The 13,125-nt window shown below is 38.8% G+C and carries 10 protein-coding genes; 5 read left to right on the top strand and 5 right to left on the bottom strand.

Annotated elements, in window-relative coordinates; genetic code table 11:
* Together PN450_RS09980 and ppk1 are read right to left on the bottom strand one after the other, a co-directional pair.
* Nucleotides 1-249, bottom strand: a 249-nt coding sequence (locus PN450_RS09980; RefSeq protein ID WP_271836170.1) for a DUF2854 domain-containing protein, incomplete at its 3' end; no start/stop codon positions are given.
* A 484-nt stretch (nucleotides 250-733) separates the two neighbouring features.
* On the bottom strand, nucleotides 734-2,899 hold the full coding sequence (ppk1, locus tag PN450_RS09975; protein WP_271836169.1) for a polyphosphate kinase 1: 2,166 nt from the start codon (nucleotides 2,897-2,899) through the stop codon (nucleotides 734-736).
* A gap of 655 nt (nucleotides 2,900-3,554) precedes the next feature.
* Between ppk1 and PN450_RS09970 the strand changes: the two genes are divergently transcribed.
* Together PN450_RS09970 and PN450_RS09965 are read left to right on the top strand one after the other, a co-directional pair.
* Entirely contained in the window at nucleotides 3,555-5,057 is a 1,503-nt protein-coding gene (locus PN450_RS09970; protein ID WP_271836171.1) for a sensor histidine kinase, read from the top strand.
* Between the two features lie 113 nt (nucleotides 5,058-5,170).
* Nucleotides 5,171-6,031 (top strand): tetratricopeptide repeat protein, encoded by an 861-nt coding sequence (locus tag PN450_RS09965; RefSeq protein ID WP_168631842.1) that lies wholly within the window; start codon nucleotides 5,171-5,173, stop codon nucleotides 6,029-6,031.
* Nucleotides 6,032-6,054: 23 nt separating this feature from the next.
* On the opposite strand, the gene PN450_RS09960 is transcribed toward PN450_RS09965, so the two are convergent.
* Both PN450_RS09960 and PN450_RS09955 read right to left on the bottom strand, forming a co-directional pair.
* The gene (locus PN450_RS09960; protein WP_148759756.1) at nucleotides 6,055-6,246 is read right to left on the bottom strand and encodes a hypothetical protein; all 192 of its coding nucleotides are present in this window, start codon (nucleotides 6,244-6,246) and stop codon (nucleotides 6,055-6,057) included.
* 11 nt (nucleotides 6,247-6,257) lie between these two features.
* The gene (locus PN450_RS09955; RefSeq protein WP_148759759.1) at nucleotides 6,258-6,656 is read right to left on the bottom strand and encodes a response regulator; all 399 of its coding nucleotides are present in this window, start codon (nucleotides 6,654-6,656) and stop codon (nucleotides 6,258-6,260) included.
* 215 nt (nucleotides 6,657-6,871) lie between these two features.
* On the opposite strand from PN450_RS09955, the gene PN450_RS09950 reads away from it, so the two are divergent.
* Complete coding sequence (locus PN450_RS09950) at nucleotides 6,872-9,415, top strand: DNA gyrase/topoisomerase IV subunit A (RefSeq protein WP_271836168.1); 2,544 nt, start codon at nucleotides 6,872-6,874, stop codon at nucleotides 9,413-9,415.
* An 87-nt stretch (nucleotides 9,416-9,502) separates the two neighbouring features.
* Here the strand turns inward: PN450_RS09950 and PN450_RS09945 are convergent, their stop codons facing one another.
* Complete coding sequence (locus PN450_RS09945) at nucleotides 9,503-10,303, bottom strand: DUF4058 family protein (RefSeq protein ID WP_168696783.1); 801 nt, start codon at nucleotides 10,301-10,303, stop codon at nucleotides 9,503-9,505.
* 139 nt (nucleotides 10,304-10,442) lie between these two features.
* Between PN450_RS09945 and PN450_RS09940 the strand changes: the two genes are divergently transcribed.
* Together PN450_RS09940 and PN450_RS09935 are read left to right on the top strand one after the other, a co-directional pair.
* The gene (locus PN450_RS09940) at nucleotides 10,443-11,774 is read left to right on the top strand and encodes a P-loop NTPase fold protein (RefSeq protein WP_271836167.1); all 1,332 of its coding nucleotides are present in this window, start codon (nucleotides 10,443-10,445) and stop codon (nucleotides 11,772-11,774) included.
* 436 nt (nucleotides 11,775-12,210) lie between these two features.
* Nucleotides 12,211-13,125 (top strand): tetratricopeptide repeat protein (locus PN450_RS09935; RefSeq protein WP_271836166.1); only part of this gene is annotated, 915 nt, incomplete at its 3' end.

The raw sequence follows: 13,125 nt of genomic DNA, 5'->3' as shown, positions 1-13,125 counted from the left end.
TTTAGTTTGTGTGACAGTTGCCTGTTGCTTTCTGAGTTCGAGGATTGATGGTGTGGTAGTTTGGCTGAAGGGGATGGGTTTAAGTTCATTAGCTTTTAGGGCTAAACCTCCCAGTAATAGCGGAAAACCATAGAAAAATCCTACTAGATTGAGGGTAGCGTTATCCATGAAGTAGGCAACAAAACCTGTGATGGTGAGTATACTACCTACTGTTAAACCAAGTGTTCCCAAAGAAATTCCGCCGAGCATAATTTAAGCTTAGTATAATTTATTTTCATCTTTTATTATCATCGCTGATTGGTGGCAGATTGGGAAAGGGATATGGAGATTTTTCCTTACTTTATCTTATGGATGAATTGTAGCCACTAAAGGTTAATTTTTATGCAAATTTTTCATAAAAAACTGTTTTTTGCATAATACTGGGGCGACAGATTCAGCACTTATGAAACTGGGATATTATCATAGTGCATCTCCAAAATATGTTATTCATCACCGAATATCAAGTCTAATATCCTCACCAATATACATTTAGTCTGATAGTTGTGTAAGTCTGAAGACTATTTAAAATATATATATTTATTGACTGAAGAAGAATTTACAGCAGGGTACGTTAATTAAGCTATGGTTGAGATCACCGACTTCTCCGATTAATTATTTTCATGAGAAAATTGATCAAAAAAGTCGGTGATATTGGCAGAGGTTATTATTCACTTTTGCTGCAACTAATGAGAGTTTAATTTATGCCTACAGATCGTAATGTCATAGACATAATAGTTTTTTGAGAATTAGCTTCTGGACAGTTATCACAAGGACATCTTTGAATATAACTACCATCAGGTTGTAATTCCCAAGCATGACGATTGTCTGCCAACATAATTCCTAAAATCTCTTGCAAGTCCTTAGCAATATCTTGGTCTTTAATGGGGGTAATGACTTCCACTCGACGATCTAAATTGCGACGCATCCAGTCCGCACTACCAATATATATTTCTTCTTGACTATTGTTGTAGAAGTAAAATATGCGGGAGTGTTCCAAAAAGCGACCAATAATGCTGATGACGCGAATATTTTCGCTCAGGTTTGGCACTCCGGGACGCAAACAACAAATACCGCGAATAATTAGGTCAATTTGTACACCTGCACGAGAAGCTTCGTATAGTGTAGAAATGATTTGTGGATCAACGAGGGCATTCATTTTAGCAACGATGCGACCAGAAAATCCATTGTGGACATTTTCAATTTCGCGCTTAATTAATTCCAGAAAGCGATCGCGCATATTCACAGGTGCTACCATAATTTCTCGATAGGATTTTTGGCGAGAGTAACCTGTTAAGAAATTAAACACATCTGTTAAATCTGCACCTAATTCTTCCCGACAACTAAATAAGCCTAAATCTGTATAGAGTCGTGCAGTTTTTGGGTTGTAATTCCCTGTACCAATGTGTACATAACGGCGCATTCTGTCTTTTTCCCGGCGCACTACCAGAACAATTTTGCTATGGGTTTTTAAACCAACTAAACCATAGACAACATGAACACCAACACTTTCTAAACGCCTTGCCCAGTAAATGTTATTCTCTTCATCAAACCGGGCTTTTAATTCGACTAATACAGAAACTTGCTTGCCATTTTCTGCCGCAGCAATTAAAGCATTAACTATGGGTGAGTCCCCAGAAGTCCGGTAAAGAGTCATTTTGATGGCAAGAACATGAGGATCATGGGCAGCGCTAGTAATAAAGCGGACTACTGTACCAGAAAAGGATTGATAGGGATGGTGGACGAGTAAATCTTTTTCGCGAATGATGGAAAAAAAGTCTCTTCCTTCTTCTAGTTCGGGAACGTCAGCATCAATACAGGGTTCTCTGAGCCGTTGCAAGCGGGAAGGAACAACAGATTGACGGGGGGGATCTTTAAGTTCTGGTAATGGTAATGCCAGAAAATACATTAAATCCCGCAGTGCTAAAAGACCATCAATTTCATAAATATCGCTTTCGGTTAATCCCAAATCTGGTAAGAGCCGGGAACGAATTGATGCGGGGGTTTGGGAGCGAATTTCTAACCTGACGGTATTTCCACCCATGCGGCGTTTGCGAAGTTCCTGTTCAATAGCTAATAACAGGTCATCTGCTTCGTCTTCTTCTAGTTCCAGATCAGCATCACGGGTAATGCGGAAGGGGTGATATTCTTGGATACTCATCCCCGGAAAGAGGGATTCTAAGTTATGAGCGATCGCTTGTTCTAAGGGAACTCCGATCCAATGAGCAGTTTTACCATCTTCCTGAATTCCCAACTCTGGTGGTAAGGGTAAAAATTGTGGCAAGACTTTCGGGACTTTAACTATAGCAAAAGACTCCTCCTCAGTATCGGGATTTTTGACCACCACTGCCAGGTTTAAACTGAGATTAGAAATGTGGGGAAAGGGATGACCAGGATTAACAGCGAGGGGAGTTAGCACCGGAAAAACCTGTTCTTCAAAATAGTTATTTAAGTAATTTCGCTGTCTTTGATTCAGTTCTATGTAATCGAGAATATAGATTCCCTGTTTTACTAACTGTGGTCGCAGAACTTCCTCAAATTCTGCGTTATGTTTTTTGAGTTGGGGAGTCAAATGCAGACGAATATCATCTAGCTGTTTTGCTGGTGTGCGTCCATCCGGCGTTAATAAATTAATACTGGCTTCTACCTGTTGCTTTAAACCTGCTACTCGTACCATAAAGAACTCATCCAGATTGGAACTAAAAATGGCCAAAAATTTCAGCCTTTCCAACAGAGGAGTTCTGGGATCACAAGCCTCATGTAAGACCCGATGATTAAATTCTAGCCAACTTAATTCACGGTTAATATAGTATTGTGGATCGCTCAGATTTATGGAATCAGAATTCTTTTTTGGTTTTGCCATGATCACCTAGATTAAGGCAGATATTGCCCATAGAGCATGAATATCAATATCTTAATGGCTGGGGCATAGATTTTAACAATTCTTGGTATAGAAACCTGATTAAGTTTTAAAGTGGGTATTTTTATGTATAGAAAATAATTATTTTTTGATAAAATATTTCGATTTAAATGTTTCAATAGTAACTGAGTAATTTATTCGATTAGATCACACAAGGATAGGAAGCATGAAATCATACTCAGCTCATTTTATTCGCACGGAAGATTTTGCTCTGGCACAAACTAGTACAGTGTAAGTAAGATAACCATTAAAAATCCCTAAAAAGCTTATACAATCTGCTTTTTTAATTTTTAATTGTTAATTTTTAATTCCGCCCTGCGCTACTAGTGGTCTGTCAAATTTATTTTGACGGGTTTTTGGTAGTGCGGGCATACTATGGCTAACGCCACGCTGCGCTATCGACAAGTGTTACAGTGAGCTTGCGATGCCCTGAGCTTGCGATGCCCTGAGCCTGTCGAAGGGTCGAAGGGTCGAAGGGTCGAACTGCTCAGTACAAGTCTTGCCCGCGTGAGCGAGACGCTCACACTACAGTCCCCCGAATTTTTAAAGAAGTCGGGGATCTCGATTTTGAAAGCTTATTAATTTTATGTCTATTTATCTGTTTCAAGCTACTCGTCGGCGGTTAGCGATTTGGTACACTACTATAACTGCGATTTTACTATTATTATTTGCCAGTGGAGTATATTTGTATGTTCGCAGTACATTAATTGAAAGAATTGACGATACATTGTATCATGTGGTGGAAGTTGTCGAGCGCTCTTTGGTAATTGAACCGATAAACTTTCAACCAAATCAAGTGCGAGTAAATGTAGAAGCTAGTTTTCCTAATAATGCTGAAAATGCCGAAGATGATCGGATTGATTTAGAGTGGTTTAGTCCTAATGGTGAATTATTATGGTCAACTTTTTCACAAATATTAGATATTCCTATTCATACTCATCATACAGGTGAAACTGTACGAATAGAGGGAATGGGAGGATGGGGAGAATCTGCACAGTTATTTAGACAAGTTACAAAAAGGATAGAAAAAGGAAGACAGGTTTTAGGATATTTACGAGTAAGTCATCCTTGGTTTGAGGTAACGAAACCTAGCAGAGAATTAATTTTTGATTTGGCTTTAGGTATCACTCTAATGATCTTGTCAGTAGCCGCTAGTGGTTGGTTTTTATCTGGCAAAGCTATGGAACCAGTTGGAGAATCTTACCAACGCTTAAAACAATTTACTGCTGATGCTTCCCATGAATTAAGAAGTCCGATTGCTTTGATTCAAACTAATGTGCAAATTGCTTTGGCTGATTTGGATGCACGGGAAGAAGAAAAAAATACAGTTCAATATAAACAACAATTAAAAGTAGTTGAACGACTTACTCAACGATTGGGAAAGTTAGTTAATGATTTGCTATTTTTGGCTAGACAAGATAGTGGGATTAATACAGATTTATTTTCATCTTGTCCTCTTGATGCTTTGTTAATGGAAGTTGTAGAAGAACAACAATTTGTAGCTAGAGAAAAACAAATTAATCTGGGTTTGAACTTAGTTGATTCTCCGTTGACGGAAGTTAATCCCGAATTATTAGAAAACTGGTTTACTCTCACGGGAAATTGGGAGCAATTAGTCAGATTATTTACAAATTTGATTGGTAATGCCTTGCAATATACTCCACCCCAGGGAGTAATAAAAGTAGAGTTAGCAAGAATAGAGGGGATAAATCGAGTTACAGGAATGCGTTACACTAATTCTCATTTACAAGTAAAAGTTAGTGATACTGGCTCTGGTATTCCTGCGGACGCGCTGCCAAAATTATTTGACCGCTTTTATCGAGTTGATCCGGCACGAAGTCATAAAGGTGGGAAAACGGCTACAGCCACAACTACTGGTTCAGGATTAGGATTAGCGATCGCTCAAGCCATTATCGAGCATCATCAAGGACAAATTCAAGTAGCCAGCAATCTGGGTGAAGGTACTACTTTCACTGTGATTCTACCCATTTTTGATAAGAGGAGTCAGGAGTCAGGAGTCAGGAGTCAGGAGGAGGAAGAAGAAGAAGAAGAAGAAGAAGAAGAAGAAGAAGGAAGAAGGAAGAATAAAATTACTCATTGACAACTGACAACTGACAACTGACAACTGACAACTGACCAATGACAATTGACCAATCTATCTGATAGCGTGGCGTTAGCGATAAGATTCCAATATTCGGACTAGTAGGTGGTAGTGTGCCAAAATATATTCGGTTGATTTCTCTTTTAGTTGCCTGTAGTGTATGGAGTTTGCCAAAAGCTGCTCATGCTCAAGCATTCATTCCGCATACAGTGCAAGTTGATAATGCTCAATTAGAGAAACAGGGCTTGAATTTAGCCCAGCAAGCGGCTCAATTAGCTCAGTTTCAGCAGGTTGAACCAGCTTTGCTCAGAGCGCAGTTGGCTACGAAATTAGCCCCGCAGAATGACAAAGTATGGTGGCTACTGGGGAGTTTGCATTTACAAAATAAAGAATTTGATCAGGCTGTTACCTCCTTGAGCAAAGCCCAAACCCTCAATCCTAAAAATCCTGAAGTGCAGTTTGCGTTGGGTTCAGCTAAGTTTCAAAAAAAAGATTACCAAGGAGCTATTACCAATTATCAAGCTGGTTTGAAATTAAAACCCAATTATTCTGGAGGGTTGTTTGATTTGGGCAATGCTTACTTGATGTTACAGAAATTCCCAGATGCGATCGCTCAATTCAATTTAGCAGTCAACCAAGATAAAAAGTTTTGGCCAGCAATTAACAATATTGGTTTAATCAAATACGAACAAGGTGATGTCACCGGAGCGATCCAGCAATGGCAAACAGCAGTTAGCATTGATAAAAAAGCCGCAGAACCTTTATTAGCTTTAGCCGTAGCTTCCTATAATCAGGGCGATAAACAAAAAAGTTTACAAATGGGAGTATCCGCGCTCCGCATAGATTCCCGTTATGCTGACTTAGATTTTCTCAAAGAAAACCTGTGGGGCGATCGCTTACTTACAGACACCAAAAAATTCTTAGAATTACCACAAATTAAATCAGCCTCACAGCCCCAGGAGGAAGCACCCTAGTACCGCAGGGCGGAAGTCAAAAGTCAAAAGTCAAAAGTCAAAACTAATATACAGTAAGCTTTTTGGCGATTGAATATGGTTGCTTTATTTACGCCGTGATGTACTGGTGGTAGGGAGCAGGGAGCAGGGGGAAGGGGGCAGGTAGCAGGGGGAAAGAATTTGCCAATGACCGGATGACAACGGACAACGGATAACTGACAACGGACAACTGACAACTGACAACTGACTATTCTGGTGGTAAAAGAGCCATAATTTGGTCAATAAACAGTTGGTGATCAACCACAGGCTTAGAAATATAAGCATCAGCACCGCTTTGGTTCAAAAAATTCTCCCGATCTCCTTCCATCGCGTGTGCGGTCACTAAAATCACTGGTAAGTTGGCTGTTTGTCGGTTAGACTTTAACATTTGTGTAATTTTGATCCCATCAACAGACTTACCTTGGTATACACTACGTGATAGGGACACATCCATTAAAATCAGGTCAATTTCACGAGCTTGGGCAATTTCCATGACCTCTTCTACATTTTCCGTATGTTTTACCCCCAATCCCCCGCGTTTACTCAGAATTTTAGAAAAAACGCGAGCATTAATTAAATCATCTTCCACAATTAGAACAGTTTTCATGAGACTTTATATTAAATAGGGTTAACACCTGACCAATCTGTATTGTATTTTTAATAATCTATAAGCTTGGATCACATCAAGGATAATACTACTGCTTTTTATCTTCATGAGTATCAAGATTGTGTGAGTATTTCTATTTAATCCGTTATGCTGTGATTGCGGAGCGTGTCAACTTCTAGCGGCTGTTGTGTAGTCAAAATTCAGGGAAAAACCTCATGGCAAAACAGTTAAACCTTCTCTCCAAGGGACAGGTCATCACCACCGCCCTACACACCGAAATGCAACGGTCATACCTAGAATATGCCATGAGTGTGATTGTGGGGCGAGCCTTACCAGATGTTCGAGATGGGTTAAAACCAGTACATAGGCGGATTCTATATGCCATGCACGAACTCGGTTTAACACCAGATCGACCTTACCGAAAATGCGCTCGTGTAGTGGGAGACGTTCTCGGTAAATATCATCCTCACGGTGATCAATCAGTTTATGATGCCTTAGTTCGGCTAGTCCAAGACTTTTCCAGCCGTTATCCCTTACTGGGAGGACATGGTAATTTTGGTAGCGTTGATAATGACCCACCGGCAGCCATGCGTTACACGGAAACCCGTCTTGCACCGGTGGGACATGAGGGAATGTTGGCGGAAATTGCCGACGAAACTGTGGATTTTACTGGTAATTTCGACAATTCCCAACAAGAACCAACCGTACTCCCGGCTCAATTACCATTTTTGTTACTGAATGGTTGTGCAGGAATTGCCGTAGGTATGGCTACAAATGTCCCCCCCCACAATTTGGGAGAAATCGTTGATGGCTTAATCGCCTTAATTGACAACCCAGAGTTAAGCGATGAAAAATTATTTCAATTAATTCCTGGTCCCGACTTTCCTACTGGTGGGGAAATTGTTGATCATGGCGGCATTAGAGAAGCCTATACCACTGGTAAAGGTAGTATTATCATGCGCGGCATCGTCACAATGGAAGAAATTCCTGCCACCAGGGGAACTAAACGCCGGACAGCATTAATAGTCACTGAACTGCCCTTTCAAGTTAATAAGGCTGGTTGGATTGAAAAAATCGCCGATTTAGTCAACCAAGGTCGTTTACTAGGAATTTCTGACATTCGAGATGAGAGTGACAGAGACGGAATGCGTGTAGTTATTGAACTCAAACGCGATACAAATCCCCAGGAATTGCTCCAGCATTTATATCACCAAACTGCTTTACAAACTAACTTTGGCGCGATTCTCTTAGCTATAGTTGATGGACAACCTCGCCAATTAACCTTACGACAACTATTAGACGAATTTCTCAAGTTCCGAGAACATACTCTCAACCGTCGCTACAGTTACGAATTAGGAAAAGCGGAAAATCGGGTAAATATCCTGGCAGGATTACTGAAAGCCTTAGCAAATTTGGATGATGTTATTGCTATATTACGGCAAGCGCCCGATGGCAGTACCGCCAAGATGACACTTTGTAATCGCCTAGATTTAAGTGATGTCCAAGCAGATGCCATTTTGTCTATGCCCTTACGTCGTCTCACTGGTTTAGAACAGCAAAATTTACAACAGGAATTTGACCAACTTAACCGGGAAATTAGCGTATTGCGGACATTACTGGACGACAGACGGGAATTACTCAAAGCCCTGAAAAAAGATTTGCGAACTCTCAAACGGAAGTACAATGATCCGCGACGGACGAAAATAATTCACACTACAGAAAAACCAGTTTCCGAAGAGAAAGGTAAAGCTAAACCAGCAGCAGTAGCCGCAGCAGATAATTCTCCAGCGAAAATTCCCACTCCTAAACCGGAAGCACCGCTAGAGGAAACTATTGTCGAAGTTACTCAGCGGGGTTATGTGCGGCGGATTTCCCCCAACAGTAAAAAAACAAAAGGGGAAAACGGCTTGCTAGATCATGATTTCCTGATCCAAACGGCATTAACTAATACTCACAAAGACCTGTTAATCCTCACTAGCGGTGGTAAAGTCTATCCCATTACGGTGGGAGATATTCCTCTAACTACTGGACGTAGTTCGACTTCGCTCACTACAAGTTCAGCACGAGGAACGCCATTGATTACGATGCTTACCAGTACCGCTCAAGGTAACACGGAAGGTATCATTACTCGGTTCTTGTTGCCAGAAAAACCCGAAACGTTGGAAATGGTTCTGTTAACGAAGGAAGGACGGATTAAACGCCTATCTTTGTCGGAATTTGTGAATTTCTCACGGCGAGGAATTACAATTTTGAAGCTTAAAGATAATGACGAATTAGCGTTTACCCAATTCCTTAGCAGCGGAGAACATCTAATTTTGGCGAGTTCTAGCGGTCGTCTATTAAGGTTTCCGGTTAATGATGAACAATTACCGATTATGGGTCGGGCTGCAATGGGTTTACAAGCTTTCCGCCTTTTGAAAAATCAGCAAATGGTTGGTTGTGTCAATGTCAGTAAAAATCACCAATTATTGCTAGTGACTGAAGAGGGATATGGCAAAATTATGGATGCTAATCAGTTGAGGGCTGCGAATCGGGGGGATTTAGGAATACAACTTGTGAAATTTAATAATAAAACCGACAATTTAGCGGCTATGGTAGCAGCAAAACCAGGTTCGGAGGTTGCATTATTGACAAATAAGGAGCGAGTTATCCGCGTATCGGTAGATGCAGTTCCTAATCTCAACAAAGATAGTAAGGGTGAAAGTATTTGTCAACTCAATAGGGATGAGAGGATTATTAGTGTGGTGGAAGTAGAGTAGGATTTTTGATAATCCCCGGTCTCTAGATACGGGGATTTTTAAGACCAAATCAATCATTTTAACGGCAATGTCAGTAATAATTTTTATTTACTCTCTTCTTCCTTGTTCTTTTAATAATATATCCATCCATTCTCGATCTTCCGCTAACAAGTCTGGTACAGGAGGAATATGATAATCTAAAGTTAAATCAAATGCAGCTTGTTCATATATTTCTAAGAACAAATTCTGTAAATTTAACTCTATTTCCTCCTCTCCTTTTTGTAGAGGTATGGGAAAATTAGGTATAGTTTGTTTGACGGAAAATGCAAATAATTGAGCCGATGGAAACCGATAGGATCTCACAATTAAAATGCGATAATCTGTATCAGAAATCCTGGTGACAATGGGCATTTTTTCCCCAGTTCTAATTAAGTCAATTTCTACTAAGTTAGTATCACTTTGCAATATTTTCTCCCGTTTATCTAAATAGGATTTTCTACCTTCTTTAGTTTTTTTATTAGTGGGAGAAAGTATCTCAATTATAGTTACTACCTTACCTGTAGAAACTTCTCTAATTTCTAAATATCCTTCTTTAATTTCTAAAGGTAATGGTAAGGTTACAGTAATCGCCCTATTCTCTGTTTCTGTGGGTAAAGTCGCTATTGCAGTTTTCCTAATACTTGGTTTTTGTGCTTGTTTAACTGATAAAATTGCTACATCAGGAATACCAATTAATAAAGAGTCTTCAGTATCAAGTCTATAGGTACGTTTTTCAATAGCTACTCGATATTGAGGACGCAAAGTAGGAGAGATAGCAATAGCGATCGCTGTAATTAATCTATGATGTACTTCTGACCATAAATCAGGATTTTCTAAGTAGGGATTCATCCCTGGAAATGGTGAACTCATAAATTTATCACTCTAAGAGTTACTCGTTTAGTATAGCATTTATGCAGGTTTTGCTCTGGATGCTGGTAAGTATTCAAATAAAAATATAAATCTCAGTGTTTTTGCGTTAATATAACTCTAGATGCTGAAATTTACGACTATGACCTCAAATTTTGCCTTCTTAAAACAGTTGTATAACGCTTTTGACCCATTCCGACCTTTACCTGCTGGAGATCCTGCTTATGTGGATTGTACTGATGTACGGGGAGATGGGGATATATTGGAAGCGGTAGGGAGAGAGATATTATATTCTGACAGAAAAACCTGTCAACTGTATGCAGGTCATCGTGGTGCAGGTAAATCTACAGAATTACTAAGACTACAAAAAGATTTAGATGAAAAGGGTTTTTTTGTCGTCTACTTTGCGGCAGATGAAGCAGATATTGATCCAGAGGATGTTCAATATACAGATATTCTTTTAGCTTGCACTCGCAATATTTTAACAGCATTGAAAGATATCGCTGATTCTCAAGCTGTATTGAATTGGTTAAAAGAACGATGGGACAATTTAAAAGATATATTGCAAATAAAAATTTCTTTAGAAGGATTATCAATTGAAGCACAGATTTCGCAATTTGCCAAAATTACAACTAAAATGCGAAGTGAACCCGGTGAACGCCAAAAAATTCGTGGTTTAATTAAGGACCATACTCCCACTTTAACTACGGCATTAAATGAATTTATTCGAGATGCTAAAAAAAATCTCCCTTCAGGATATCACGAATTAGTATTAATTGCTGATAACCTAGATAGAATTGTTCCTATTCCCCAAACAGATGGACGTAGCAATCATGACGAAATTTTTATAGACCGTAATGAACAACTCAAAAATTTAGATTGTCATTTAGTTTATACTATCCCAATTTCTTTACTTTATTCTGACCGCGCAGCATCATTAACAGAGATTTATGGACTTCCCCAAGTTTTACCGATGATTATGGTAAAAACTCCGGAAAATGAGCCTTTTTCACCAGGACTTGATAAAGTTATTGAAATTCTCCAAAAACGACTAAAGAAAGTAGATCCTAATAAATCTATTGTTGATTTATTTGAAAGCAGATCATCTTTAGAGATGTTATGTTTAATGAGTGGCGGTCATGCGCGGAATTTATTATTATTAATGAAGGAAGCACTCAAATATACAACGACTTTACCTATTACTGACAAAACCTTGCAGCGTTCAATTAGCGAATTGCGAAAGACATATAAAGATACCATTTATGCGAATGAATGGAGATCTCTGGCAAATGTTCATTATTCCAAAGAAATAGTTAATGATCAGCTACATCGGGGTTTATTATTTAATCGTTGTATTTTAGAATATCGCTATCTCGAATCAGAGGGAGGAAGTAACGTTTGGTATGATATTCATCCTCTAATTAAAGGAATAAAAACATTTCAGGATGCCTATAATCAATTATATCCTGGATAGTTAGACCTCTCCCTAACCCTCTCCTAACAAGAGAGGGGACAGGAAAAAGTTTAGATGCTGTGAATTTTCTATTTTTGTTCCCCTTCCCTTCTAGGGAAGGGGTTAGGGGTTAGGTTTCTGGTATATCCTGGATAGTTAGACCTCTCCCTAACCTTCTCCTAAGAGGAGAGGGGACAGGAAAAAGTTTAGATGCTGTAAATTTCCTATTTTTGTTCCCCTTCCCTTGTAGGGAAGGGGTTAGGGGTTAGGTTTCTGGTATATCCTGGATAGTTAGACCTCTCCCTAACCCTCTCCTCTTAGGAGAGGGGACAGGAAAAAGTTTAGATGCTCTGAATTTTCTATTTTTGTTCCCCTTCCCTTGTAGGGAAGGGGTTAGGGGTTAGGTTTTTAAAGTCGTAATATTAATAACAATTTTATTAAAAAATCCTCTAAAATTATGCCTCTTAAACTCAGTGATTGGGATCAAGATTTACCAATAGAACAAGATGAAGAATATCAAGCCTTTATTCGTACACTTCAGTTTACAGACGGCTTTAGTATATTATTTGTGCGTTGTTCTCCGTCCGGAGGTGAACAATTAATTAGTCAAGTGAAAGCAGATATTCATGATCAAAATATAGAAGTTATCAAATTAGATAAAGATGTGACGAATTTATATGAAGTAGTTGATAAATTACCTAACAAAAACAATATCAATATATTATTTATTACAGGCTTAGAGTCTTCATTCTATAAATACGAAGAAGCCAAAACTTTAGTAGGTTGGAATAGTCGACAAACTCATCATTATAGTTGGGAAAGTGTACCACCGTTTTTAATTAATATCAACCAACAACGAGAACGGTTTAGAGATAGTTTTAATATTTGTTTTATATTTTTATTACCGCAGTTTGCAATTAAATATTTTATTCACCGCGCCCCCGATTTCTTTGATTGGCGTTCTGGTTTATTTGATTTTCCTTTAGATTCAAAAACTCTAGAACAAGAAGCTACACGGATTATTCAAGAAGGAACTTATGAGAAATATGCAAATTTAACCAATGAAGAAACAAATCAGAAAATCTTAGAAATTATAGATATTATTGAACATGAAATAAATAATGAACAAAAAGCTGAATTATTTTTTGAATTAGGTTATTTGCAAAGAGTTAGAAAAAATTATGAAGAAGCCATATCTTCCTACGACAAAGCTGTGGAATTTAAACCTGATTATCACGAAGCTTGGAACAAACGGGGCATTTCCCTAGGTAATTTAGGCAGGTATGAAGAAGCCATATCTTCCTACGACAAAGCTGTGGAATTTAAACCTGATTATCACGAAGCTTGGAACAAACGGGGCATTTCCCTAGGT

The sequence above is a fragment of the Dolichospermum lemmermannii CS-548 genome, from assembly GCF_028330815.1.
In the GTDB taxonomy this organism is placed as follows: domain Bacteria; phylum Cyanobacteriota; class Cyanobacteriia; order Cyanobacteriales; family Nostocaceae; genus Dolichospermum; species Dolichospermum lemmermannii.
Note: the sequence above shows the minus strand (reverse complement) of the source record. Positions and strands in the feature narration are given on the sequence as shown.

What these genes read in the sequence shown, in the direction of transcription:
- ppk1 (WP_271836169.1), bottom strand. Translation starts at nt 2,899, where the DNA reads ATGGCAAAACCAAAAAAGAATTCTGATTCCATAAATCTGAGCGATCCA.
- PN450_RS09955 (WP_148759759.1), bottom strand. Translation starts at nt 6,656, where the DNA reads ATGAAAACTGTTCTAATTGTGGAAGATGATTTAATTAATGCTCGCGTT.
- PN450_RS09950 (WP_271836168.1), top strand. Translation starts at nt 6,872, where the DNA reads ATGGCAAAACAGTTAAACCTTCTCTCCAAGGGACAGGTCATCACCACC.
- PN450_RS09945 (WP_168696783.1), bottom strand. Translation starts at nt 10,303, where the DNA reads ATGAGTTCACCATTTCCAGGGATGAATCCCTACTTAGAAAATCCTGAT.
- PN450_RS09940 (WP_271836167.1), top strand. Translation starts at nt 10,443, where the DNA reads ATGACCTCAAATTTTGCCTTCTTAAAACAGTTGTATAACGCTTTTGAC.